The sequence below is a fragment of the Gilliamella sp. ESL0250 genome (assembly GCF_013345045.1).
GTDB classification, from domain to species: domain Bacteria; phylum Pseudomonadota; class Gammaproteobacteria; order Enterobacterales; family Orbaceae; genus Gilliamella; species Gilliamella apicola_H.
On record NZ_JAAEDV010000002.1, the window covers coordinates 89,847 to 116,416 of the forward strand.

Below are 26,570 nucleotides of genomic sequence, written 5' to 3' on the forward strand. Positions count from 1 at the left end.
TAAAACAGATGATTGAAATAATATAATGTTATAAATATGAATAATTTCAAAAACAAGCTAGATAATCACTCGGAGCACGTGAAAAAGGTTGGGAGTCACTGTGCCACAGAAGAAACAACCAAACAAGCTTTAATATTACTACTGCTTGATATATTAGGTTTTATACCTTATGAACCAACCAAAGTTAAAGCTGAATTTAAAGCAGACTTTCCTGGAGAAAAAGCTAATGAACGCGTTGATTATGCCCTTTTCTGCCAAGATTTACCAGTAATGTTTATAGAAGCAAAATCGTGGAGTGAAGAATTAACAAATCACTGCCCTCAACTTTCAAGATATTTTAATGCAACACCAGAAGTGGCTGTAGCAGCGATAACAAACGGTAGAGAATGGAGATTTTTCACCGATTTAGAACAAAAAAATATCATGGATTCAACTCCTTTCTTAAAAATAAATATTGAAGAATTACAAAATAATGATTATGAACAACTATATTAATTTAGATATGATCAATTCAAACCCGAAGCGTTAAGAACCTCAGCAGAAGAAAGTATTTACTTTTCATTATTTACTAAAACGATAACTTCAACGTTGAGAGAGGCACCGATTGATTTTGTTAAATATGTAGCAAACAAATCGAACATATCAAGACAACTAAATCAAAAATTTCTTGATAGCATTACTCCCATTGTGAAAAATGCAATTGAAAGAGCTGTAAGTAATATGGTTGTTGTAGGCTTAACAGGGAAAAAAGAAATATCAGATGACTTATCAAACGATAATGAAGAAAAAACAATAATTGATGAAAAAGCCGATATTATAGATCCTGAAAATAATAAAATTATTACCACTTATTCTGAAAGAGTTTTATTTGAATATTTAAATCCAATTATAGATGATAACGAATTGACATATAAGGACACTGAATCATATTTTAGTGTTCTTTATCAAAATAAATCAAATAGGTGGGTGGTTCGATACGACGATAATAAACAACGCCCATCAATTCAACTGCCAATTGAGCTAACCGACAAGATAAAAAATGAGGTTAAGAGAGCCGGATTAGAAATAGATGCTAGAGATCAAATTATTATTGATAAACCAGAAAATGTGTTAAGAATATGGGAACTAATTGTTGATGCATATGAATACACAAAAAATGATGAAAATTTCAAAAGAAAATAAATATTTCTTTTAGTTTATATTTTAAAGCCAATATGGGGATTTTTTATACCCCAATTCAAAATTTTAAATCCACGATTTATGATTAAAAAACACCCAATCAAATTAATCGTAGTTAAAAATACAGTTTTTACTGTTTACTTTTAACAGTTTTAGCTGTATCATCTTCACATCAAAACAAATCAACTTAACAAAACAATTAAGCAATACCACGAGTTACTTAATTAGTTAAGCGAGATTCAAGTAGCTAGCTGGGGCATATGAAAGTACAGCGGTTTTGATAGCAATCACAGCAGTACGCATCGGGTGAGCGACTTAATCACTCCTAGCCTCGACAGAGATCGACTAGCCATCAAGTTCTTTAATAAAGAGATTGCTATTTTAAGTTCAAACCAAAGCGCATTCATAGAGTGCGCTTGAGTTTGAAATTAACAATCAGCGAGGACTTCAAATGAATTACCAAATAGAGTTAAAAGATTAGATAAAAAAGAATTCACTGATATTCCACTAGTCGATTGTAATGTTAAGGTTGACGATCGGGTGATTTTTACAAATGGTTTCGAATTTAAATTTGAGTGCACTGTAATCGGTTTTTTAAAATGTGAGCTTTTTTAATTTGGTAAATTTATTTATACCGCCGAGTGAGATAATTCAGTTGATTCCTATTGGATGACAAAATACTCTGATAGCTTAAAAAATATTTAGTTACTGGTGAGGTTAGTTATGCAGTTACATAGTGTAGTAGCAAATGCTCATGAAAGAGCATATTGCAAAATGATGAGCAATATCGAAATGAGAGATGACAAAGAAGCGACAATTGACGCGCTGTCAACTAAACTTTATGACGAGCTCAGCGATGATGATTATCTAGAAATTGAAGAAATAATAAGGATGGCATTGGGCTGGGAAAACATCAATCCTGATTCAGTCCAAACTGCTTTAAGATCTATATGTTATGTAGAAGCGGAATATCGTTTTAACGAAAAAAATAAACTATTATTTTATTAAGTTAACGATTTCTGACAGTTCGAAAAGATGATCGCATAGTATACCCATTTGCTCTCTTCTGAGGGCCGTTTTTGAGACGATTATGACTAATAAAGATTTTGTGAATATTAAAGCTACAGACAGATTTAATAATGAATATAAACTAACAGATAGTGAAATCAAGTTTGCATTATTATGTACTTTTCTTTTGTCATCCGGTTGTCTATTTGGAGTGTTTTATTGGATGTTTGAAATCGGTACAAAGTGAATTATGTAGGTTGAATAGATTGTTTGAAAATAATTATAATTTCAAATATTACAAAATGATGAATAATATAACAATGCAAAAAGCTAAAGATGATTGGATTGAAAGTCGGGCTGATAAGCTAATGAAGAATCTCAGTTATGGAAAATGACTAGCAGATAATAGAAAAATTGTAGTAACTGAAATTTAATATGACAGATACTAATTATACATCGGATTTCATTTTAGCAAAATATGTGCTCGATGAATAAAATAAGTTCTCTAATTAATTTTTGTCGAATTACTTAAATGCTTGACTATTTAAACATATAATATGTATAAGATGGTATTTCTAAGAATAAAATTAAGCTTTAGATAAAGTTTCTATCTAACAACAGAAATGTGAATACAATAAGCTGATAGGAAAATTAAGGGTAATGATAACAAGATCATTATATTCATAATGTAATTAATTCTAGCCGACGAAAGTCGGTTTTTTATACCAAAATTTTGAGTAATTCACTCAACATCGAATCGACAGCAATGCTAGACACACATAACTACACAATGGCTAGTACGCTGTTACATCATTAACTCATATGAAGAATAATAACATGTATAAATCATCAATCATGGAATGGTTGCAATCGAATGCGCCATTAATTTATGGTGTCATTTTATCTATCATCATAGCCTACGGTCGTTTAACATATGATGGGGTAGGTGGACGTCGTAAATGGATCGAAGCATTATTGTGTGGTGCGTTATCATTAGCCGCTAGCAGTGGGCTGGATTATTTTGGCTTGCCCGTTAGCATGAATCCTTTTATTGGTGGTGCAATTGGATTTTTAGGGGTTGATAAATTACGTCAAATATCAAATTCAATGTTAAGAAAAAGGGTTGATAGCAACGATGACTAAGCTAACTGAACATTTTACGCTAGAAGAGTTTATTCGCTCGACAACAGCCAACAAATTAAAAATCGATAACTCTGTGCCTGCTGATTTAATGCCTAACGTGCAATTAACTGCTATCAAGTTGGAGCTAGTAAGAAAAGTTTTAGGTAAGCCGATTATTATCACGTCTGGATATCGTTGTTCGGCATTGAATTCAAGAGTTGGAGGGGTATCTACTAGTGCTCACACAAAAGGATTAGCGGTAGATTTTAAATCATCATTTGGTACACCTAAAGAGATTTGTCAGCAGTTGGTTGATGCTGGTGTACAGTTCGATAAATTAATTCAAGAGCATAATCAATGGGTGCACATAGGGTTTAGTCCAACACATAATCGCCAAATAGTGTTAACAGCAGTCAAGCAGGACGGTAAAACGGTTTATTTGAGTGGTTTAAAATGAATAAAACATACACGACAATAGCGATTATTTTTGTATTTATGATTTATGTTATTGTTAATTTGTGTAAAGACAAAGAAGCAATTCAAAAAACAAACAATGAACTGTTCGGAAAAATCGAACAGTTGAACCAGAACATCGCTAAAAACAATCAAGTCATAGCAGATAATGAGCAAAGCAAACGCGAGCTAGAAAACCAATCACTAGAACGTCAGGAGCGAATCAATGAGCAACTTAAAAATAATCATTGTGCTAATGAACGTATTCCCAGTTCTGTTGTTGACCGCCTGTACAACAGAGCGAAAAGTTTACGTCAATCGACCGATACCAGCAAATTTACTCAGTGACTGTCTGCCAAATTTACCAGCAAAATCAATGACATTTAGTGATAGTCTCAAATACAATGAGTATTTGTTAAATGTTATCGAGAAGTGTAATAGCGATAAACAAGCAATAAAGAAGATAAAATAAAGAAATCTGTGACAGCCCCACAAGGAATGAACAAAGAGGGGCGTGATAATAACAAAAATAAATATAATTAAACAGATAGCGAAATAGTATTGCAAGCTATATTCCACCAAGTTAAATAATTCTAAAACAATGTAACAATCCGCTTGGTTGCGGTTTTTTTGTACTTATTTTCTGTGAGGTTCCACAAACTAAATTCATTTCTAATGGAGAAAACCATGAATTTAATAAATTTGATTTCAACGATCATCAAGTTTGTTCGATAGTGACGATTGGATGTCAGGTGGAAATCTAACGAAATGCAAGAATGTATTGCCATGTTCATGGAATATTTAAATACTTCCAGACGGTAGGAATTAATAAAAACTAGTCGAGGTAAATTTGGTGAAATATGGTTTCACCCGAAATTAGCAGTTAACTTTGTTATATGGATATCAGCTAATTTTGTAGTTTGGTGTAATTTACAAATCGATAAATTAATTTGATCGCAAAAAGTTACATACACAGATGAGCAGGTATTAGCAATTCTAACCCATAATTAATCTTAAACTTGGAAAAAGTGATTCCAGCAACCTAATGGCGCAGGTTTTGTGCCAAAACCATATCGAACCAACACAATAGTAGATATTTCTTATGATAGGAGAGTTTAAAAATATGACATGTAAAAATAAAACAATTGATAGTAATGTAGCGGGGCTGTATATCGCAAATGAAGATTGTCTCAAGATTTTGCCGGATAATCCAGTTTGGCATGGTATAGAAGTTAATAGCTATAGTGATTTGGGAGGATCTACAACTTTATTACAACGAGAAACTATTAATCCATCGCGGCAGAATCAAAAGGGTAAAATTGTTGATCTTGATGCTAACGCAGGTTTTTCGTTAGATTTCACAAAAAATATTCTAACTTGGTTAATGCAAGGTTTTATGTTTGCCGATGCTAGAGAAAAGTTTACCACTAAACCACTAGATGGTATCCAAAATAAGATAATGAGCATTGACAGTGATGGTTATAATTTGGAAACACCTTGTGTTAATCCACCAATTAAAGGTATGTTGATTTCTGCTTCTGGCTTCGATAAACATAAAAACAATGGAATCAAAGTTATTAAAAGTGCAACAGCTAGTAAAATCATTGTTAATGGCGGTTTGGCTGAAAATACTTTAGTTAATGACAATGCAAAACTAACCGCGGTTGGTTTTAAATTCCAAGCAGGGGAATGTTCAATAGTAGCCAATGGTGGTGGATTCCCGTCATTAGTCACAACAAAAACAAAAGTGACAAGCTTAAATTTAACACTGGGTGAGTGGATTTTTTTAGGTGGTGATACCAGTAATTCATCATTTAAAAAGAATAAGGGATGGGCTCGTATAACAGCTATTTCTGATTATTCGTTAACTTTTGATGATACTGATTTTACCCCAATCGATGAAAACAATAATAATCTTGAATTGGAACTGTATTTTGGAACAGTTATTAAAAATGAGAGTCGTCAAGATTTAATCAAAAAACGATCTTACTGTATTGAACGTACGCTTGGTGATGATGGCAATGGTTTGCAAGCACAATATGTTACAGGTGCAGTAGCGAATGAAATTAAGTTTAATTTATCGACAGCTCAGTATATTACCTGTGATTTGAGTTATGTTGCTTGTGGTTCATTAACCAAAAAAGGCGGGGAACGATTGGATGGTGTACGGTTAGTGGCTGATAAAAGTGAAGCGTACAACACAACATCTAATATTTATCGCCAAAAATTGAGCGTTATCGATAAAACATCATCAATTCCGCAGACTTTATTTGCATACGTAACAGATTCAAATTTATCTATTAGTAATGGTGTTACGGGGATTAAAGCGCTAGGTATTTTAGGTAGCTTTGATGTTTCGGTTGGTAACTTTAATGTAACAGGATCACTAACGGCTTTCTTCTCATCAGTTGCCGCTATAGAGGCAATTAAAAATAATGCTGATGTTGGTTTTTCAACTATTTTAGCATCAAATAATGCCGGTGCTATTTTTGATATTCCATTGCTTGCACTTAGTGGTGGAATGCCTAACGTTGAAAAAGATCAGAAAATAACTATTCCACTTGAAAAAACAGGGGCAGAAAATAAACATGGTTATACAATGATGTATCAGTCTTTTGAATATTTACCAGATATAGCAATGCCTGTTGCTAATGATTAATAATTTAACCTAGCCTCATAATTGAGGCTTTTTTATAGGAGAAAAAAATGAGTTTATTTGAACAATTTGAAACTGATAAAACTAAAGAAAAAGATGGTGTACCTATTGAATATGCAGCAAACGCAAACGGAACGATTCCAACATTTTATATTGCAAGGATTGGTGGTGCGAACTCTAAATATTCATTACTGATTAAAAAAATGACGAAACAATATAAACGACAGATCCAAATGGATACACTTCCAGAAGAAAAACTAATTGAGATTTCAATTAAGGCGTTTTCTGAAGGGGCATTACGTGGATGGGATAATATTCAAGATCGAAAAGGAAAAAATATTCCTTTTTCTATTGAAAATGCCTGTAATTTGTTTAAACAGCTTCCCGATTTATTTACTGACTTGATATCACAAGCGAATGATATTGAACTATATAAATCAGTGCAAATAGAGGAAGATATAAAAAACTAATCGCAGTCCTTGAATATCAGCTAGACATGAGTGGTAAGGATAGCGATTTAATCAGAATGGCAAAGCAAATGGGGCATCCCATTCCTGATAAAATAAAAAATAAACCAGTGCTTAATGATGATTTGATTTTTTATTATCAATCTTTTCTTGATTTAGATACAACGCGTACTCACAATATGGCACCTACAGCAATATCATGGTTATCAATTATTGAGTATGCGCGTTTTTATCAGCTTGATGATGAAGATACACACGATCTAATTCAAATTATTCGAGCAATGGATCAAGTTAACCTAAAACATGTCGAGAAAGCCTTCAAGGACAAAAAATGATACGGACTGAAATTTTATAATCTGTCAATAGATAGATCAAAGTTCGCACTCACAACAAAGTAATAAAAGCATCATTGGCTGTAGTTGAAGATCTACCAGATATTACGCAAATTAAGTAACCGCATGTGATAACTGGTTGGTCAGCGTCTATAAATAGCCAGATTATTGAATTAAATAATGCTTTTTATCAGATGACAAGCGGATAATTAAAAAACCATTCGCAAAATGGTGATTGTTAACTCAGCATTAATCGTACTTAAAGTGCGGAAATCTGGCGGCACAAATTCTATAGAATATAGAAGGGCAGGACGACGGTAACTCTCAGCAGTTTTCTGATGGTTTTATTTCAAAAGCACTTATTATTTTTCAGAAGTGAATTAAGGAGTTAATATGCCACGTGAAGCAACTGTTATCACGGTATCTGATAACATAGCAAATTCAATAGCAAAAAAATTAGATAGCATTGCTTCTTCATCAGAAAGGGCTCAAAAAAATCTTGAGTTGATGAAGAAAATGCTAAAAAGCTTTAATAATGATCCATTTAAAAAATATTTTAATTCGATCCATACGTTTACTGAATCCATAAAATTAGCAGTAAGCGAAACAACAACATTCAAAAACGCATTTAATGAAATAAATAATACACTTGAACGAGCTTTAACGATTAATATTGCTTATGCTAACCAATTGAAAGATGCTATAAACAATTATCAAAACTTTACAGTGCAACTTGAAACAGCGACAGTTGTTGCACAAAATTTTGGTTTTATACTGAAAACATTATCCAGTTTTATTAGTATGGAGACAATTGCAGTTGCCATTTCATTATTAAGTGATTTTAAAACGTGTTTAGATGATACGATAGATTCCGCTAAAGAAACTTATTCAAGTTTCGAAATAACGACAGAAGGCTTTTTAATTAATGCAACTGCGCTGAAGGAACTTGGTTGTAACATAACTCAACAGTTAACATACACTGAAGCATTAAATAATGCTTTAGTTACATTAGCAATAACTGGAGCTTTTGCAGCATCTGAGATAAATACTTTTCAAAGCGCCTTAATGTTAGCAATGTTGTCAGGACAGGAGTTAAACTCTGTTATAAATAATAGTAATCAAGAAACAGGCGATTTAGCCGAACAACTCAATGTTACAACAGATAAGCTTGTAGATGCTGGTGAAAAAGGGAAAATTACAACTGATGTGATTTTTCAGTCCTTATCGAATTGCTTTGATATGTTCACGCAGAAAGCTGATGATATACCTAACCGGCTACTAGGTGCTTTTACAAACCTAACAGCAGGTATTCAGCAATACATTTTTGAAACGGATAACGCAATTGGTGCTAACAATAAAATAGCTCAAGCAATTCAATGGTTTTCTGATAATGTAAAAAATACCTCAGCGGCGCTGGCTGTTCTTGATGCTGGATATATCGCTGCAACTGTATATCACGCCTTATTTGTAAAATCTGTTGAAATGGGAGGGAAAAGTGTATCAAAAGCTACTGCAACAATAATGCGATTAAATCTTGCATTAATTGCCAATCCTATTGGTGCAATAATTTTGGCGATCACAGCCGTTATTGCTGCCTTAACATTATTTTCGGATGAAATTAAGCTTACAGAAGATGGCACAATATCGTTAAAGGACGTCGCTATAACGGTGTGGGGTAATATTAAAGAGGCGGCTTCAGCAGCGATCGAATGGATCGGCGGTATGTGGGATGGGTTCGTAAACTCGGTGAATAATGCTTTCAAAGGCATACAGGTCACGGTTAACGACGTATTTAAAGCAATTATTGACGTATCGAAAATGTACTTTAATACGATTGTTAGATTGATAATGTCGGTAGCAACAATAGGATCATTTGCTTTTAATAATCTTGGTGATGCATGGGAGATTGTCTGGAAAGGCATCGCAAATTTTACTGGGGATATTATTGCTGGCATTCTCAATTTATGGCAACCTCTCTTTCGTGAATTTGCATCAGTACTGTCGTATTTTGATAAAGATGCAGGAAAGGCACTCCTCGAAAAGATTGATTCAATGACGATAAAATTTAACAAATTTGAATTAGATCCATCGGCTGAAAGAGGGTTAAACAAGCTTAAAGATGAGCTCGAAAAAGTGTCTAAAACAGATTATTTATTTAGAATTGGTGGTTTTTTAAAAGAAGGATACAACAGCATCATCGAACAAACAAAAAAAAGAAAATCTGCTGAAGAAACCACAATGAATCCGTTGCCACCAGAGAATGATACCTCAAAGATTGCAAAAGGAGTGACCCCGTTAACACAAGAGCACAATAAACTGCTTAACTCATTAAAACCAATACAAGGTGCACTGCAAGAGTACAGCAAGAGCTTAAGTGCATTAACCGCTATGTATAAGGAGGGAGCAATTACAGCCAGCCAATATAATGAATACACCACTTTGCTTACCAATAAATATGAAGAATCAATAGATCCGCTTGGCCATTATAACAAAGAGTTAGATAAGCAGTGGAATTTAATGAAACTTTCATCAGAGCAGCGAGGCATAGAAAACGAACTCTATCGCGTTAGTCAAGATATGATGAGCAAAGGCTTGGTGCTTTCTGAAGCACAAAATGATGAGTTAAGAAAGAAAATAGCTCTTAATGAAAATTATGTAAGAATTCTTTCTATTAAAGATTCTCTTGAAAGTAATTCTCAGTTCAGAAAAGATCAAAATTTTGCTGATTTAGTTAGAGCACTGATTGAGTTAAAAGATAGTGAAAATTATGGATATAATGATTTAATTAATGCGCTCAATTCTGAGAGTGCAAGCCCATTTGCTGGTATGTTCGAAGGCTCATGGGTTCTAATGAGTGAGCAAATCTCACAATTCCAAAAGATGTATGAGCAAATAAATGAATTAACAGAGAAGTTTAACTTGGATCAATCAATGGCGGCATCGTTAAGAGCGCAAGTTTGGGCTAAACAGAATGAATTTATTTTAAATCAGGCTAATAAATTTTTCGAACAACTGGCGCAGATGCAGAATTCCAACAATGTAGCAATGGCAAGAATAGGTAAAGCAGCAGCGATTGCACAAGCAGTTATTAACACGTATCAAGCAGCTAATGCTGCATATGCTGCTATGGCAGGAATTCCGTATGTCGGACCTGCGTTAGGTGCAGCAGCAGCGGCAATGGCAATTGCTACAGGGATGGCTAATGTTTCAGCGATGCGTTCTCAGTCAACTGGGTTTATGACAGGTGGATACACTGGCAATATAGCACGAAATCAGATTGCTGGCGTCGTTCATGGTCAAGAGTTTGTGATGAATGCAGCAGCAACCCAGCGGATTGGTGTCGATAATCTGGAGGCATTGCAACGAGGCGATATGAATGGCTTACAGCGTCCACAAGTAGTTAATAACTATTCACAATCAACAACACAAGAAAATGCACCTCAGACGGTGTCACCAACCATTAATATTGCACTTGTGAGTGATTACGAGTCAGCAGAGCAATGGTTAGCAACACAAGAGGGTGTTAAGCGAGTTATGCAAATAAATAGAGATAATGGAGAGGAGTTAGCGATGATTGTTAATGCATCCTAAATAACTAAAATATCTAACTAGTTCTTGATGCGTGTAATATTACAAAAATATGTGGATTGTTGTTAACGGAGTATAAAAAATCTAATGTAGATATACATACAATAGAAAATTGATTTTAAGGCTCGCAATTGCGGGCTTTTTTTATGTTTAAAATTGAGGTGGAAATGCCAAATATTATTGCTGAACAGCCAATCGAAGGAATAACAGAGAGTTTTGAATGGCTCACTGATATTATCGAGTCAAGAGACGGTCGAGAACATAGAATAATGTTGCGTTCTTTACCTAGAGTAATGTTAGATTATTCATTTATAGCGCACCCGCACAATAGAAATCGTTATCTTAATTTGCTACGTAATAATTTAACTGGGACTTGGTTGATTCCAGAATGGTTAAGGGCTGTTTACATTGGTCGAATTAATCAGGGAACAACCTTAATCAGAAATTATTTTGACAATCATGTTGATGATAACTTACTGATTTATCAGGATAGCAAAAAAAATGAAGTTGTTACATGGTTAAAATCATCAGAAATTAAATCATTAGAGTTTGTGTTCCATGCAGAACGTCAATTAAAACCTGATTTTGTTTTTGCAGAACCGCCGAATGAGAAAAAGGAAGCGATAAGTGCTGTAATCAATAATTATAAAGCTGCCTATTTATTGCCATTAAGAGAATGTTACTTAAATAGCTCTAAGTATAAAACATCGGGTTTTGATGCTCAGTTTGATGTAACTATCGAGTTGATTGAACAACCAAACTATCATAGCAAAATAATTAAAAAACCGACTTATCTTGGCATCGAGGTACTTCATAATAATTATGGCACTAACGAATCAACATTAAATAAAGATATTGATATTGTTGATTATGATGTTGGTAAAATCACTAGAATTGAACGATGGGAGCGTACAAAATTATCAAGGTCTATTAAATTTTATCTTGATGGGTTTGATGAGATAAAAAAATTTAAGGAGTTTATTTATCGAAGGGAGGGTAGAGTTAAACCATTTTGGTTATGTGATGGCGATGTAAATATATATGGTGGAAAGGTTCGTGGCAATCAGATTGTTATTCGTAACGGTCATTACAATGATTTACCATCATTTAAATATTTATCATTATTTCACGATAACGCTGTCTCTTATGCAAAAATAATTAGCATAAGCAATGATTTACATGATAAAACAATAATCGTTATCGACAAAATTATCGAACAGCCAGTCAATAAAATTAGTTGCCTAACGCTTTGTAGGTTTGATACAGACCGAGTGCAAATTGAATACGGTACAAATCAACAAGCACAATCAGATATTCAAGTAATAGAGGTTTTTGATGATCAATATTTTTAAACAATCGGAATTGTATGTTTTTAATGATGGTTTAAACACTTATCGTTATACGAGTGGTATGCGTGAGTTAAATATCGACAACAATATTTATATTAAAGAATCAATTAATCGAAGTGCAATAAAGCGTGATGCATCGTTATCTAAAAACAAAATCACTATAACCATGCCAATTACTAATGAGATTGTGCAGCAATGGATAACACCAGACATAACAAAATACCTACTAGTTGATATTTATACATTAGATAAAAAAAATTTGGTCACGATGGCTTGGAGTGGTCGGTTAACTCAAACCTCCACATCAGATAAAGAAATGACAATGACGTTCGAGTTGCTAATTACAAGGGCTGGACAAACGGGAGTAAATGATAAGGTCCAGCGAAACTGTCGGTATTCCCTATATGGTGAACGATGTGGGTTAAATCGTGATGATTTTAAAATAACAGGTAATGTCACGTCTTATAAAAATGATGTGATAACTGTTGTATTTGAAAAAGAGGTTCCGAATGGATATTTCACTGGCGGAATAGTACAAACACCACAAGGAGAACAAACATTTATTAAAGAACATAGTGAAACTTCAATCACTTTATTTAGAAAAAATCAACAGCTTATAGATAATCTAAGTAAAGGTATTGCATCAGTCATTCTCTATAAGGGATGTTTAAGAACCCTTGATTCTTGCAATACGTTTAATAACACACTTAATTACGGTGGATTTCCATACCTTCCTTTGGAGCCGCTAAATAGTGGCAATTCCATTGTTTAAAAAGGAGGTTTTATGTTTGCATTAGTTGCAGCATTGGTTGCTGTTGTTGTTGGTTTAATTGTTGGTGTGGTTGGATCGCACGGTAAAAAGAACCAACAAAAAATAGAAGCGGATGAGTTTAAAACTGGCACTTCAACCGAAGGGACAGAAATACCAATTGTTTTTGGCACAGTTAAAATAACAAATCCAATTTACACTTGGGTAGGCGATAAATCGCTTAAAGCTATTAGAAAGAAAGGCGGTAAAAAATAATGAAGTTAATTGTTAAGCGTGAAGATCTAATTGCAGCACGACAATGTAGTTCAGGTGGAAGAGCTTTTTTTAAACGTCATGGATTAGATTGGTCCGATTTTTTGAAAAATGGTATTGATGCTGAAATTTTAATAAAAATTAATGATGTAATGGCAAATCAAGTAATAGAACAAGCTAGGCGGAGAATATGGGTGGAAGCAAAAAGAAACAAACAGTAGGTTACAAATATTACGCTGGTACTAGTATGATCTTTTGCCAAGGTACGATTGATAAATTGATTAATATCAGCGTAGCAGACAGAATTGCATGGAAAGGATCGCTGCAAGATGGGACGTTATTTGTTGATAAACCATCTCTTTTCGGTGGAGAATCTAGAGAGGGTGGCTTATCTGGAAGTGTTGATGTTTATTCAGGTCACGATAAACATAGCCGGAATAGCTATCTAGCTAGCAAGATTTCGCAAATTGTACCGGCGTATCGTTATGTTGCTGGCGCAGTTTTCAAGCATTTTTATTGGGGAAATAATCCATATTTAAAAGATATAGCGGTTGTTGTACAACGCATACATTATCAAGATGCAAAAAAAACACCTCAATGGTATAACGAAAAAGCTGAAATTAGATCTGAAGGCGGACTAGGTAACACCGCGATACATTTTATTTTAGACACATCTAATAGTATGAGTGGGTCACGCATCACTGCACTAAAAACAGCAATGAAACGAGCAATTAATAATCTTGAAACTTCTATGGATCTAGCTTCGTCAAGATTAGATATACTGATCACAACATATCAAGGTGGTTCACCGCAAACTAAATTAATTAGAAAGGTATCAGAAAATGATATTTCACCTCTTTTATCATTTATTGATGACTTGAAGATTGTGGGGGGTGATAATCTCGAGTCTGTTTTAAATGCATCTGTCTCTTTTTTTAAAGAAGTAGTTAATTTTGATATGAACCGTTGTTGTATCTTCGTGAGTGACGGCGAACTAGAGAATGTCGATTCTATTAAAAATAATGATATTCATGATCTAATTAATAAATCGGGCAGATTTAATATAGCTAACGGTCGAGATGTTGATATTTATTGCATTAATGTTGGCAATCATAATGTATCTTTAAGTGCAAAGATCGACAACACACCCGAGGATGGTATCCCCGTTATTGTTGGTTCTGATTCTAGCCTAATTTATGACACAATGATGTACGCTATTAATGGTCCAAATGCAGATATGAATCCAGCACATATACTAAGAGAATTGGTGTTAAGCCAGTATACAGGATTTAATTCTCAATCAGTGCAAAATATTATTAATGAGGAGTCATTCAAGCAAGCTGCAGATATTTTTTATCAAGAAAAACTTGGGTTATCTTATCTTTGGAACAATCAGAGTAAATTTGAAGATTTAAAGAAGAACATTGAAAAAACGGTTGATTGTGTGCTTGATCAAAATGCGCAAACAAATCAGTTTGAAATAAAATTGATCAGAAATAATTACAATATTGATGAACTACCGATATTTGATAAAACAAATATTGTTAAAATTTCGGATATCAAAAAAAATATTGTCACTGAGATGATTAATTCTGTTACAGTCAATTTTATTGATAGAACAAATGATTATAAACAAGGTTCGGTCACAGTTCGTGACGATGCACTAATCACAATGGCTGGTCGAGAAAATAATACAACAGTCACGTACGATACTGTATACAGTCGTTCTTTGGCTTCTCGATTGGCTATGAGGGACTTAGCGTATTTATCTTCAGATCTTGCTTCTGTTACACTAACGCTTAATTTAGACGGTAGAATGTTGAGTCGAGGAGATGTGTTTCTATTAAATATGCCACAATTGGGATTGGGCAATGTGGTAATGCGAATAATATCTGTTGACTATGGCACACAAAAAAGTAATCAGGTAACGATTGAATGTTCCCGAGATGTGTTTTCATTGCCTACTTCATCTGTTGTTAGTACTCAACCACCTATTTCTTTACCTGCTGATAATGGTGTAGCAAAACCTGTCAAAAACTTTATTATCGTTGAATCGCCTTATTATGAACTAGTTTATAACTACGGACAAAAAGCAGTAGATCGGTTATTAGAGGGTGACAATGATTTGGCAGGACAAATTGCTTCTGCTGTTATTGATTTACCTAATGATGTGATTTTGGCGGAATTGGTCACATCGCTGTCTAATAACTTTGATAATGCAGAAAGCCTCACTGAATGTGAAATGCGAACATTAGTACAGCAAATTAACAAAATGGAATCTGTTATTACGCTGGATAATGCGCCGAGAAACAGTGAATATACGTGGATTTTAATTGATGATGAGATTCTATTTGTTGAATCATGTAATGGTAATCAATTAACTGTAAAACGAGGTTGTCTTGACACAATACCTGAAATACACAATCAAAATAGTCGAGTCTATTTTTGCGGAGGACAGTTAACGATAAAAACAGAAGACTATTACGAGGGTGACAAAGTTGATTGTCGTATCATTACAAGCACCTCAACTGGTTCACTCGATCCCAAAGATGCAACGGGGCGCGTTATTGATATTAATGGACGGGCAATACGGCCTTATCCTCCTGCTAACGTTACTATCAATGGTTGCTATTATCCTGCATCAATACTCGATAAAACAATAGACATTAACTGGTCGTCAAGAAATAGGTTACAGCAGACATCTGGTGTCATGGTCGGGTGGTATGAAGGGAATGTAACTGTTGAACCTGATGTAAAATATCGCATTGTATTGCGACATTTCACAAATACGCTTATTGATACAATAACCGAAGAACCAAGTTTTTCGTTTGATATTAGCCATCTAAAAAAAGGCGATTTATCTATTGAATTATCTAGCATCAAAAATGATTTAGAATCAAGTCAGAAATTTAGACATAGTATTATTGTGGGTAAAGATATTGAGTTTATTTTCAATAAAGAAAGACAAAACGAATTAGAATTTAAATTTGAGGATTAAAAAATGGCAAAAATTGTTATTTGCAGTGATGCAGAAGATTATGTTAAAGCGATGATTACTGCGCTTAGTGAAGATCATCAAGTATTTTTTTGTGATACGACATCACGCGATTATACTGAAAGTTATTTATCAACATTTGATCTAATTATGGATTATATAAATTCTCAAGAAAAACGTGCAGGTGAACCAATCCAAAAATGCTTTGAGAAAGGCATTCCAGTTGTAGCTGGCGGTTCGGACGGTAATAGTGGAGCTGTTACGTCGATCGGTATTTCAAATAAAATAGATTATTCGTACGGTCAACGTCATACAAAAGTTATAAATAATAAAGATGTTATATCAATAAATTATAGTAAAAAAGAAATTTCACTATATCAAAAATCAGACAAAAGCACTTGGCTTTATTATATCTTTGATGATAACAAAACAACGCCAAAAGATATGATGCCATTGGCGATTTATCGATTTGAAAGTAATTATTACGCACCTACTGTCACTTGTACTGTGTTTCGTAAAGGTGATTTAAATTTAAAAGGTCAACCTTTTGCTGCGGATTGTGCTTTTATTGGCTACCCTTTTAATGTTGAATTAACTAATGACGCGATGAATATTGTCAACGATGTTATTTATTGGTTATTAAATAAAACGTACATTACAGCCAAAGTTAAAGATCAGGATGGAACTCCGCTATCAAACCAAGATGTTTATTTGCATTCCAGATTAAATGGTGACTTAATAGCAAAACACCAAAGTGACGAAAATGGAGATGTTGTCTTTAGAATCAGACATAAATTTGATTATTACGCTATTGCGTTTGACAAAAAAGGAGGCGTAAAAAACGCAGTCGCTATTGATAATATCATTGCATAATTCATATTGACATAGATCATATCACACTATCAATCTTCAACTTACAATAATCAATTGCATCATATAACATCACAAAATCGGTAATATCATATTGTGCTTGTGTGTTTGATGTATGTAAATTGGTAGTGTGTTGTTTATTGTGATCAGTGAACATAAATTCTTTCAGAAAATTCTAGTTAATCCCATACAAAAGAAGCAACGGTAAGCTAGGTTAACCTGAATTTTCTGAACCAGTCGTCGCTCACAGTGGGTATCCAAAAGATGAGTAACAGTTTGATTTTAAGAAATCTGATAAGATATTTTTCTGGACAATTATTATCTATACAATAACTGAAGCGACAGATTATCGAAGCAATATCAATCCCTTTCGCTATTTTTTGGATAAGGTTATTGGCAGGGATCAGCATTTCAAGTAAGATTTGCACTATTTTTTTCTTGTATTGCTGTTATTGGTTTTCTAGGCATAGTAGAAAACCTCTGTTGATTAAATATTCTTCTAATCTATTAGTTCAAAGTACTCGCTAAAGAGAGAGTACTTTGACAGAAATTTAAAAAAATGATTGTTTTTTTGTTTAATCTTTTTGATATATTAAGATTTTCTTAATTAAAATATTTATAAGCTGTACTTGTTTATAAATTTAAATGAGTATCAGACGCTTTTCTTAAAATTTCGTAAATTTCATCTTTAATTTTAAGTTTTTGTTTTTTTAATGCCTCTATTGTGTCGGTCGTATTGACAATAATGCCTGATTCAATGTTTTTAATCTTTTGATCAAGCTCATTATGTTGATCAAACAATTTTTGAAAACGTAAATCGGTATTCTTTAATTTAGAAATTATTTCTCGATATTCTGGAAACATAGCGCCTCCTTATATTAGGCTAAATAGAATAATAACAATAGCACCTATTACTAATTCAGAATACAATATTATTTGTCGCATTAATAGAAAAATTGTTTTAATAGCGAAATTATTTTTATAACAAAACTGTTTTAATCACAAATTTACTAAGGGGTTAATCCATGAGTGAATCGATTGTAATTGCCAAAAGCCATAACAAAGATTTATCTATTATAGCTTCATTAGCTAATCGTCATGGTTTAATTACTGGGGCAACGGGTACCGGCAAGACAGTTACATTACAAAAAATGGCTGAAGGTTTTTCAAAAATAGGTGTACCTGTTTTTCTTGCTGATGTTAAAGGTGATCTAACAGGAATTGGTGAAAAGGGCATATTATCTGAAAAACTACAAGCTCGCTTAGCTAGCATTGGAGTCGATAACTGGCAACCAGATTCGTCACCCATTGAATTATGGGATGTCTTTGCTGAAAAAGGGATACCTGTTCGCAGTACCGTGTCAGATATAGGACCGATTTTACTTGGTCGATTACTTGATTTAAATGAAGTTCAAGCAGGCGTGTTACAGTTAGCATTTAAAATTGCGGATGATAACGGCTTATTATTAATTGATTTCAAAGATCTTCGAGCATTAATTCAATTTGTGGGTGATAATGCTAAAAAATTCACCACACAATACGGGAATATTTCGTTATCGTCAATTGGTGCAATCCAACGCGGATTGCTAACGCTCGAGCAACAAGGTGCCGAATTTTTTCTTGGCGAACCGATGCTCGATATTCAAGATTTAATGCAAGTTAATCCTGAAGGTCATGGCATAGTTAACATATTGTTGGCCGACAAATTATATAACTCGCCTAAATTATATTCAGTCTTTTTATTATGGCTATTATCAGAACTTTTTGAGCATTTGCCAGAAGTTGGTGATCTTGATAAACCTAAACTTGTCTTCTTTTTTGACGAGGCTCACTTACTTTTTAATGACATTTCGCCTGCATTATTAGAAAAAATAGAGCAAGTTGTGCGCTTAATTCGCTCTAAGGGAATTGGGATTTATTTTGCCTCGCAAAACCCAAGTGATATTCCTGATACAGTTTTAGGGCAATTAGGTAATCGTGTGCAGCATGCTTTACGCGCATTTACCCCTAAAGACCAAAAAGCGGTAAAAACAGCCGCCCAAACCATGCGCACAAATCCAAGTTTTGACACTGAAAAAGCGATAATGGAATTAGGTGTTGGTGAAGCACTCATTTCGTTCTTAGATGAAAAGGGTAGCCCAAACATGGTTGAGCGTGGTTATATTATTGCGCCAGGTTCAAAAATGGGATCAATGTCGCCAGACAATCAATCATCTATTATTCATCAATCCGATTTTTACAATAAATATGTGCAAACCTTAGATCGACAATCGGCTTATGAAATATTGAAAAATGGATTTTCATTAGATAACTTGTCTAACCAAAACATGAATAACGATGTAAGCAATAAACAAAATAATGGTGGATTGCTTAATTTTTTAAGCACTGTCCTTTTTGGTAAAAAAGGACCAAAAGGAGGTCAACATGATGGTATTACTCAACAAATAGCCAAAAGTGCAACAAGGCAAGTTGTTAATCAAATTGGTAAACAGATCACCCGTGGCATATTAGGTGGTTTTAAAAAATAATAAAACTGAGCTTATTACCCCAAAAGTTAGCAAAATAGGAGTATTTTAATGTTAAAAATGTTTATGGAATGGTATAAAAAGCGTTTTAGCGACCCGCATGTTGTATCGCTAATGGCTGTTATTGTTGGCTTATTTATTATCATCTATTTTTTTAATAAAATTTTACTGCCTGTTTTAATTGCTATTGTGCTTGCTTATTTACTGGATAGACCAGTTAACTTTTTACATAAAAAAAATATTCCAAGAACTCTCGCTGTTGTGATGGTATTACTACTTTTTTTAATGGTGGTATTCGTTGGATTTATGATTTTATTACCATTAATTTGGCAACAAAGTGTTAGCTTAATTACCAATATCCCAAACATGCTCAATTTTGCTAATAATTTCCTCACCAACTTGCCTGAACACTATCCAGAATTAATCGATGTTGGTTTATTCGATTCGGTCATCCAAGGTATTACCAACAAAGTCGTGCAAACTGGTAATTCGTTGTTACAATTTTCAATTGTTTCTTTGTTAGGGATGGTATCTGTTGCGATTAATGCGGTATTAGTGCCAATAATGATGTTCTTTTTACTAAAAGATAAAGCAAAGATATGGGGATACTGCTCCAAAATCTTACCCAAAAACCGCACAATTTTAAACAAAGTTGCCGCTGAAATGGATATGCAAATATCCAATTATATTGTTGGCAATGTACTACATATTATTATTTTAACGGTTTGTGTTTATATTCCTTTTTGGTATTTTGGGTTAGATTATGGACTCTTATTAGCTGTGCTTGTCGGATTATCTGTTTTAGTGCCCTATGTTGGTATTATTATTTCAACGATTCCCGTTGTATTAATTGCACTATTTCAATGGGGTTTAACCGCGCAATTTGGTTATTTATTATTTTTCTATATTCTGATTCAAACATTAGACGGCAACTTACTCGTACCTTGCTTATTCTCTGAAAAGCTAAACTTACATCCACTTGTTATTATTTTAGCGGTAATTGTTTTTGGTGGTCTATGGGGATTTTGGGGGATATTTTTTGCAATACCTTTGGCTACATTGGTCAAAGCAATTATAAATGCTTGGCCAAAAACAGATGAGTTAAATAATAATAGTGAAGTAAAAGCAGATTAATGGTTAATCTGCTTTTGTATAAATTATTTACAGTGGGTTTTTAGATAATCTAAAATTACTTCGTGGTGATTGGATGTTTTAAAATCATTAAACACTTTTTCGATTGTACCGTCTTTGCTGATTAAAAAGCTAATACGGTGAATCCCATCATAGGTTTTACCCATAAACTCTTTTTCACCCCAAGTACCAAATGCTTGGGCGACTTCATGATTCTCATCAGAAAGCAACGTGAAATTTAATAACTCTTTTTCAACAAATCGAGATAACTTTTCTGGCTTATCGGTACTAATTCCAAGGATTGCCACATTGCATTTTTTAAACTCATCAGAACAATCGCGCAAATTACATGCTTGCACAGTGCAACCTGGCGTCATTGCTTTTGGGTAAAAATAAATTAAAACACGTTGACCTTTAAAGTCATTCAAGCCTACAAGCTCTCCATCTTGGTCTGGCAACGAAAACAGTGGTGCTTTTTCACCTTCTTTAAGTGGATTAACCATATAATTATTACCTATTTTAATAGTTTAAATTTGATCTGTTTAGGTATATTAAAAGTATTGTCATACTTTTAAATTAAGTTACTAAAAAAACGATTTGCTGCATCAATGGTGTGATTGATCTCTTTGTCTGTGTGTTTAAGTGACATGAAACCAGCTTCAAAAGCTGACGGTGCAAAATAAACACCTTCAGTTAGCATATGATGATAGAATTTTTTGAATAATTCAATATCACACTGCATAACATCTTGATAACTGGTTACTTCAGAAGCAGTTGTAAAAAACAACCCAAACATAGCGCCTACATAATTCACCACTAATGGCACATTATGTTTTTTAGCGACCGATAATAATCCATCAGCAAGCGATGCAGTTTTATCTGCTAACTCTTGATAGATCCCAACTTCCATTAGCTTGGTTAAAGTTGTATAACCTGCTGCCATTGCAACGGGATTACCTGAAAGAGTTCCAGCTTGGTATATTGGACCAGTTGGTGCTAATTGCATCATAATATTCGCACGACCACCAAAAGCTCCAACAGGCATACCACCACCAATAATCTTGCCTAAACAAGTTAAATCGGGCACCACATCATAATAATCTTGAGCACCACCAAGCGCCACTCTAAAACCCGTCATTACTTCGTCAATAATCAATAACGCACCGTATTGATCACAAAGTTCACGCAGTCCTTGTAAAAACTCTTTTTTGGCTGGTACACAATTCATATTGCCAGCAACAGGCTCAATAATAATGGCAGCTATTTCATTAGGGTATTGCTGAAATTGCTTTTTGACTGACTCTAAATTATTATAATCACAAACTAATGTATGTTTAACGAAATCATTAGGTACACCGGGAGATGTCGGATGTCCAAAAGTAAGCGCACCAGAACCAGCTTTAACTAACAAATAGTCGGCATGTCCGTGATAGCAACCCTCAAACTTAATAATCTTATCGCGCCCTGTAAAACCACGTGCAACACGAATGGCGCTCATGGTTGCCTCAGTTCCCGAATTCACCATTCGCACCATTTCAATAGAAGGCATTAATTGCGTCACTAAATTGGCAACTTTGGTTTCAATTTCGGTTGGTGCTCCATAACTTAAACCATTATGCACCGCATTAATTACCGCATTGGCTACATCAGGATCATTATGCCCAAGGATCATTGGTCCCCAAGAACCGACATAATCGATATAGGCCTTGTCGTCTACATCATAAATATATGCACCATTTGCGCGTTCAATAAATAAAGGCGTGCCACCCACGCCATTAAATGCGCGGACCGGTGAATTAACACCGCCAGGCATAACGGATAAGGCATGATGATAAAGCTTTTCTGATTTAAATATATTTCGCATAATTGAGATGCTCTCTCTATAAAATTTTGTGGTATTTATTCATAAAATCAAAGTAAATTCAAGCTGGCTATTAGAAATTTATTTAATAGAAGTTTTCTATTTTGTATTTTCATTTAGCAAGGGTATATAATGCTAAGATAAATATATTAGGAGAAGAATATGAGCGATGCTTTACCAATCAACTTTACTGATGCAGCAGCAAATAAAGTAAAATCATTAGTAACAGAAGAGGAAAACCCAAACCTTAAACTAAGAGTTTACATTACTGGTGGTGGCTGTAGTGGATTTCAGTACGGGTTTACTTTCGATGAAAAAGTCAATGAAGATGATCTAGCCATCGAAAAAAATGGCGTATCACTAGTTATCGATCCTATGAGCTTACAATATCTTGTTGGTGGCACAATCGATTATGTAGAAGGCTTACAAGGTTCTCGCTTTGTGGTTGACAATCCTAATGCAACAACGACTTGTGGTTGTGGTTCATCTTTTAGTGTTTAAGTCGTATTTAAGCTTTTTTTAAATACTAATAACACATATTGCTAAACAATAAATCCGAATTTTTTATTTTTTAAGCGGGATAGATGAATAAACCCACAAAATGTGACAAACATTGAGCAATTAGATAATAATTTAAATTTTTTTGTTGACGGAAAATTTAAGATGGGTAAAATGCACAGCATTCAAAACGCAATTACCTTTCGGTAATAAGTTTTGAGCCCGGGTGGTGAAATCGGTAGACACAAGGGATTTAAAATCCCTCGGCCTTTTTGGCCGTGCGAGTTCAAGTCTCGCCCCGGGCACCATTAAACAAACACCTCTTACGCGGGAATAGCTCAGTTGGTAGAGCACGACCTTGCCAAGGTCGGGGTCGCGAGTTCGAACCTCGTTTCCCGCTCCAATAAAATTTTATAACATTAGTGTAGAAAAATTTATCAATATTATTGAGTTTTTATCAATATTCATAATGGTAGAACTTGTCATTATAAACAGTAGACCAATCATCTGGACAAAAATACGATCAAGACTTGATCAATCTGAAATGGGTGCGGTTAATTATGATTATCCCATTGCTTTACTGAATCAGTATTATAGACTCGAATTGCATACTCTATAATATACATTTGTTTTACATAGGGATAGTTTATCTTATTGAGGCTTATTTCTTTAAAAACATCAATATTATGTCGACAAAATTGAATACGACAATCCCCATCTACTTAGCGACGCATACAATGATAGATATGAACCATCTTTTAAAATCATCAAAAAGCGTTATATGCAAGTTATTTAAAAAAAATCTAATACTTGCTTTTAATTAATCTTCCTTATTTACCGATTTATTATTTAGCAAATCTAGCATAAGATTAAGAGCATCTTGTTAAATTTGTTTATGCAGACGTTGATTATTTTTGTATATCACACTAATATTAAGCAGTCTTTCAAGTAGTACCAGTACCATTAGCTTATTGGTTAAAGATGCTTTATCAGGATGATCTTCAAGCTTTGAAGGAATAAGATTTCGAATGAATTCTTTCTGTTCGGTAATGATATCCTATATGCAGGGCTAATCTTCATACATTTTTTCCGTTGCTCGCATAAATAAACAGCCGTTAAAATTCTCTTCGCAAGGCCATTTTTAATTCCATCCATTGCACTGAGGCCTAGGACAGCTTCATTAAGCTTTTCTTTGAATCTCTATATTTAAATACTTCAATTATCAGTTTGTCTTTACTACCAAAGTTATTATATAAGGTGGTTTTAGAGCATCCAGATTTATCTTTTATTTCATCGACGCCAACTTTAGCAAAACCACTTTAATAAAAGAGTTTTTCAGCTGTTTTGATGATTCGTTTGTACATTTTTTCAAAATTAAGTTGCCTAAATAAATTGCAAGATGAACAGAAATGTACGATTTTATTGAATTATCCATTATAACGAAACAGGACAAATAACTAATGAAACTCTTCTTTTTGGTTAGCGAAAAATTACCTAGTAGACCCAAATTACTTTATTTAGTATAAGGATTGTTAGGTGGTTTTTTGGCAATTTTTAACGTTAGAGTATTTGACAACATACTCTGCTAGCTATTTTATCATGGCTCTGTTTGGAACTTCGTGTGTTATTTTATTTGCAGTTTCTCAGTCTCCTTTGGCGCAGTCTAGAATATAATCTTTGGGTATTTAATATCAGCGCTTATCGGCTTATTATTTTTAAAGTTACTCGGTGACTCAGCATTAGTTATCGCCTTGGCTGTGGGATGTGCCATTGCAGCAATGCAGTTCTTTCGATATGTGCATCCGCCTGCAGCCGCTAATCCGTTAGTGATATTGTTAACACCAAGTCAAATTCATTATGATTTTAGCTTCTTACTGTTTCCGGTGTTATCGGGCTCTATCGCTTTAGCCATCATTGCGTACATTGTTAATAATCTTACTGGAAAAAACTAGTGGCCACTCTATTGGTTAATAGTAAAAGCACATAAATAAGAATAAACGAATAACATCATATTTTAATTGAAATAAATAGTTAACTTTATCGAACCAGATCGCAATTCGATGTAAACAAAGGCTATCATAAGTGGTGCAGGTAATTCAACAATTAGTATCCTAAGGAGGGGAAGACAATGCATTAGCGGTTGTTGCCTTGAATAATATTGCAAATAATGGCCCGCATAATGCGATCGAGTTTTTAAGTAATAATTAATCGTATTTTAGCCATTAACAATCGCTTAATATTTCATTATGCCAAAATCGCATTACATAATAGAAATTAGTTATTGCAATCAAAGCAATAATCTTATAATTTATTCAAATTTTAGAGTACAATACAATTAATTACTTATCATAATAATCATGCAGTGTTTTAGATTTTCTTATAAAAAATAGACATGGATTGATTGTCAATTAAACAAAAGTTACACCGGTTTTTACATAAATTATTACCCGTTTCGATACAGAAGTTTCTATTTAATTCTGCATTTGGAATTGTAGTTCAACATATAATGTTTAGCTTGGAGAAAGGAAATGTATTTATTAGAAATGGCACCAAAATTTTTGTTAGCTTTAATTATTTTACTTGTTTATGTGAAGTTGTCAGGAAAAAGCCAAATTGCACCAATGTCGCAGCTCGATCAGGTGGGTAGTATGGTCATTGGTGCGCTAGTTGGGGGGGCATTACTTAGCCCGACAGTATCGCCTTGGGAAGCTGCTGGGTTAGTGGCTATTTGGGCTGGTCTACTTGTTTTAATTCGTTTTATCAAATCTAAAAACTCACGCCTACGCGATGCCATAGATGGTGAACCAATCCAATTAGTGAAAAGTGGCCATTTAATCACGGATAATTTTATAAAAGCCAACTTACCGGTAAGAGATTTTGAAACTTTAGTGAATATACAAAGTATAGCTTCATTTGATGAATTGAAAGAAGTTTGGTATGAACTCAATGGTTCTTTAACCATTATCAAAAAAGGCGATAAAGATATCGCTGTACTCATCATTGAAAATGGTGCAATTAGTCAGGATAATCTTAAGCAGCTTAATAAAGATGAAGATTGGGTTAAAAGCGAAATTTCAAAACAAGGATATGAAAAAATTGATGATATTTTTTGTGCTGAATGGTTTGATAATAAATTGATTATTTATCCTTATGATGCGGTACGTGAAGGTAAAAAATAATCATTTTTTAGGGTGGATTAGCTCCACCCATTTTAGCTCAATTAATTTAGAACCATCGACTAATTAACGCAGTTGGCTATCTTTACTGCCACGGCGATTATATAAGTTTGATACCTTAGTTAATTGCTTATCGATTTCTTGCTGGCAAGACAGACAATATTGCACTCCGGGTAATGCTGCTTTTCTGGCTTCAGCAATAGGTTCTCCACATGCAATACAAAAATCAGCGCTAGTGGTACCGTGATTAAGTTGGCTTCTTGCGTTTTCAATAGCATCGGCAATTGTTCCTTCGATTTGTTGATTAACGGCATCGTCAGGTGCCCATCCACTCGCCAT

25 protein-coding genes, 2 tRNA genes and 3 pseudogenes are annotated in these 26,570 nt (G+C 34.0%); 24 read left to right on the forward strand and 6 right to left on the reverse strand.

The window, feature by feature from the left end:
* The first annotated feature begins 36 nt into the window (after positions 1 to 36).
* From GYY69_RS13000 to GYY69_RS02285, 17 genes and pseudogenes are all read left to right on the forward strand, one after another.
* Positions 37 to 1,182 (forward strand): annotated as a pseudogene (locus GYY69_RS13000) (type I restriction endonuclease).
* Between the two features lie 720 nt (positions 1,183 to 1,902).
* The gene (locus GYY69_RS02215; protein WP_174796225.1) at positions 1,903 to 2,187 is read left to right on the forward strand and encodes a hypothetical protein; all 285 of its coding nucleotides are present in this window, start codon (positions 1,903 to 1,905) and stop codon (positions 2,185 to 2,187) included.
* An 837-nt stretch (positions 2,188 to 3,024) separates the two neighbouring features.
* The gene (locus GYY69_RS02220; RefSeq protein WP_202984927.1) at positions 3,025 to 3,330 is read left to right on the forward strand and encodes a phage holin, lambda family; all 306 of its coding nucleotides are present in this window, start codon (positions 3,025 to 3,027) and stop codon (positions 3,328 to 3,330) included.
* Positions 3,323 to 3,766: a D-Ala-D-Ala carboxypeptidase family metallohydrolase gene (locus GYY69_RS02225; RefSeq protein ID WP_174796227.1), complete on the forward strand. Its 444-nt coding sequence runs from the start codon at positions 3,323 to 3,325 to the stop codon at positions 3,764 to 3,766. The genes GYY69_RS02220 and GYY69_RS02225 overlap by 8 nt, the downstream gene beginning before the upstream one ends.
* Complete coding sequence (locus GYY69_RS02230) at positions 3,763 to 4,110, forward strand: hypothetical protein (protein ID WP_174796228.1); 348 nt, start codon at positions 3,763 to 3,765, stop codon at positions 4,108 to 4,110. The genes GYY69_RS02225 and GYY69_RS02230 overlap by 4 nt, the downstream gene beginning before the upstream one ends.
* Positions 4,019 to 4,234: an Rz1-like lysis system protein LysC gene (lysC, locus tag GYY69_RS13005; RefSeq protein ID WP_446718873.1), complete on the forward strand. Its 216-nt coding sequence runs from the start codon at positions 4,019 to 4,021 to the stop codon at positions 4,232 to 4,234. The genes GYY69_RS02230 and lysC overlap by 92 nt, the downstream gene beginning before the upstream one ends.
* Before the next feature lie 356 nt (positions 4,235 to 4,590).
* A complete protein-coding gene (locus GYY69_RS13010; protein ID WP_174796384.1) occupies positions 4,591 to 4,716 on the forward strand; it encodes a KilA-N domain-containing protein in 126 nt (41 codons plus the stop codon).
* A 169-nt stretch (positions 4,717 to 4,885) separates the two neighbouring features.
* Entirely contained in the window at positions 4,886 to 6,421 is a 1,536-nt protein-coding gene (locus tag GYY69_RS02240; protein ID WP_174796229.1) for a phage tail tube protein, read from the forward strand.
* Positions 6,422 to 6,468: 47 nt separating this feature from the next.
* Positions 6,469 to 6,888 (forward strand): hypothetical protein, encoded by a 420-nt coding sequence (locus tag GYY69_RS02245; RefSeq protein ID WP_065638150.1) that lies wholly within the window; start codon positions 6,469 to 6,471, stop codon positions 6,886 to 6,888.
* Between the two features lie 26 nt (positions 6,889 to 6,914).
* Positions 6,915 to 7,220, forward strand: coding sequence for a phage tail assembly chaperone (locus GYY69_RS02250; RefSeq protein ID WP_174796230.1), 306 nt, complete (start codon positions 6,915 to 6,917; stop codon positions 7,218 to 7,220).
* A 390-nt stretch (positions 7,221 to 7,610) separates the two neighbouring features.
* Positions 7,611 to 10,808, forward strand: coding sequence for a tape measure protein (locus GYY69_RS02255; RefSeq protein WP_174796231.1), 3,198 nt, complete (start codon positions 7,611 to 7,613; stop codon positions 10,806 to 10,808).
* Positions 10,809 to 10,972: 164 nt separating this feature from the next.
* A complete protein-coding gene (locus tag GYY69_RS02260; RefSeq protein ID WP_174796232.1) occupies positions 10,973 to 12,157 on the forward strand; it encodes a hypothetical protein in 1,185 nt (394 codons plus the stop codon).
* Complete coding sequence (locus GYY69_RS02265) at positions 12,141 to 12,926, forward strand: phage BR0599 family protein (protein WP_174796233.1); 786 nt, start codon at positions 12,141 to 12,143, stop codon at positions 12,924 to 12,926. The genes GYY69_RS02260 and GYY69_RS02265 overlap by 17 nt, the downstream gene beginning before the upstream one ends.
* 12 nt (positions 12,927 to 12,938) lie before the next feature.
* Positions 12,939 to 13,178 (forward strand): hypothetical protein, encoded by a 240-nt coding sequence (locus GYY69_RS02270; protein WP_065638155.1) that lies wholly within the window; start codon positions 12,939 to 12,941, stop codon positions 13,176 to 13,178.
* Positions 13,178 to 13,396, forward strand: coding sequence for a hypothetical protein (locus GYY69_RS02275; protein WP_174796234.1), 219 nt, complete (start codon positions 13,178 to 13,180; stop codon positions 13,394 to 13,396). Before GYY69_RS02270 ends, GYY69_RS02275 begins: the two co-directional genes overlap by 1 nt.
* Positions 13,366 to 16,173, forward strand: a complete 2,808-nt coding sequence (locus GYY69_RS02280) for a phage tail protein (RefSeq protein ID WP_174796235.1) — start codon at positions 13,366 to 13,368, stop codon at positions 16,171 to 16,173. The genes GYY69_RS02275 and GYY69_RS02280 overlap by 31 nt, the downstream gene beginning before the upstream one ends.
* 3 nt (positions 16,174 to 16,176) lie before the next feature.
* Entirely contained in the window at positions 16,177 to 17,043 is an 867-nt protein-coding gene (locus tag GYY69_RS02285) for a hypothetical protein (protein ID WP_174796236.1), read from the forward strand.
* Between the two features lie 630 nt (positions 17,044 to 17,673).
* Here the strand turns inward: GYY69_RS02285 and GYY69_RS02290 are convergent.
* Positions 17,674 to 17,904, reverse strand: coding sequence for a YdcH family protein (locus GYY69_RS02290; RefSeq protein WP_174796237.1), 231 nt, complete (start codon positions 17,902 to 17,904; stop codon positions 17,674 to 17,676).
* Positions 17,905 to 18,065: 161 nt separating this feature from the next.
* On the opposite strand from GYY69_RS02290, the gene GYY69_RS02295 reads away from it, so the two are divergent.
* Both GYY69_RS02295 and GYY69_RS02300 read left to right on the forward strand, forming a co-directional pair.
* Positions 18,066 to 19,568 (forward strand): helicase HerA-like C-terminal domain-containing protein, encoded by a 1,503-nt coding sequence (locus GYY69_RS02295; RefSeq protein ID WP_174796238.1) that lies wholly within the window; start codon positions 18,066 to 18,068, stop codon positions 19,566 to 19,568.
* A 48-nt stretch (positions 19,569 to 19,616) separates the two neighbouring features.
* On the forward strand, positions 19,617 to 20,699 hold the full coding sequence (locus GYY69_RS02300) for an AI-2E family transporter (RefSeq protein WP_174796239.1): 1,083 nt from the start codon (positions 19,617 to 19,619) through the stop codon (positions 20,697 to 20,699).
* A gap of 23 nt (positions 20,700 to 20,722) precedes the next feature.
* Here the strand turns inward: GYY69_RS02300 and bcp are convergent, their stop codons facing one another.
* A complete protein-coding gene (gene bcp, locus GYY69_RS02305) occupies positions 20,723 to 21,199 on the reverse strand; it encodes a thioredoxin-dependent thiol peroxidase (RefSeq protein ID WP_065638162.1) in 477 nt (158 codons plus the stop codon).
* A gap of 68 nt (positions 21,200 to 21,267) precedes the next feature.
* Complete coding sequence (gene hemL / locus GYY69_RS02310; RefSeq protein WP_174796240.1) at positions 21,268 to 22,560, reverse strand: glutamate-1-semialdehyde 2,1-aminomutase; 1,293 nt, start codon at positions 22,558 to 22,560, stop codon at positions 21,268 to 21,270.
* Positions 22,561 to 22,719: 159 nt separating this feature from the next.
* Here hemL and erpA point away from each other — a divergent pair, with 159 nt between their 5' ends.
* The 3 genes from erpA (at position 22,720) to GYY69_RS02325 (ending at position 23,458) form a co-directional block, all read left to right on the forward strand.
* A complete protein-coding gene (gene erpA, locus GYY69_RS02315; RefSeq protein WP_034914816.1) occupies positions 22,720 to 23,058 on the forward strand; it encodes an iron-sulfur cluster insertion protein ErpA in 339 nt (112 codons plus the stop codon).
* Positions 23,059 to 23,275: 217 nt separating this feature from the next.
* Positions 23,276 to 23,363 (forward strand) — tRNA-Leu (locus tag GYY69_RS02320).
* Positions 23,364 to 23,382: 19 nt separating this feature from the next.
* A tRNA-Gly gene (locus GYY69_RS02325) sits at positions 23,383 to 23,458 on the forward strand.
* Positions 23,459 to 23,609: 151 nt separating this feature from the next.
* Here the strand turns inward: GYY69_RS02325 and GYY69_RS13015 are convergent.
* The gene (locus tag GYY69_RS13015; protein ID WP_446718874.1) at positions 23,610 to 23,759 is read right to left on the reverse strand and encodes a hypothetical protein; all 150 of its coding nucleotides are present in this window, start codon (positions 23,757 to 23,759) and stop codon (positions 23,610 to 23,612) included.
* A 462-nt stretch (positions 23,760 to 24,221) separates the two neighbouring features.
* A pseudogene (locus GYY69_RS13020) lies at positions 24,222 to 24,359 on the reverse strand (TetR/AcrR family transcriptional regulator); the annotation flags it as partial.
* Between the two features lie 225 nt (positions 24,360 to 24,584).
* Here GYY69_RS13020 and GYY69_RS02335 point away from each other — a divergent pair.
* Positions 24,585 to 25,007 (forward strand): annotated as a pseudogene (locus GYY69_RS02335) (HPP family protein); the annotation flags it as partial.
* A 576-nt stretch (positions 25,008 to 25,583) separates the two neighbouring features.
* Entirely contained in the window at positions 25,584 to 26,234 is a 651-nt protein-coding gene (locus tag GYY69_RS02340; protein ID WP_174796241.1) for a DUF421 domain-containing protein, read from the forward strand.
* 63 nt (positions 26,235 to 26,297) lie between these two features.
* Here GYY69_RS02340 and GYY69_RS02345 read toward each other — a convergent pair whose 3' ends face one another.
* Entirely contained in the window at positions 26,298 to 26,570 is a 273-nt protein-coding gene (locus tag GYY69_RS02345; protein ID WP_174796242.1) for a DksA/TraR family C4-type zinc finger protein, read from the reverse strand.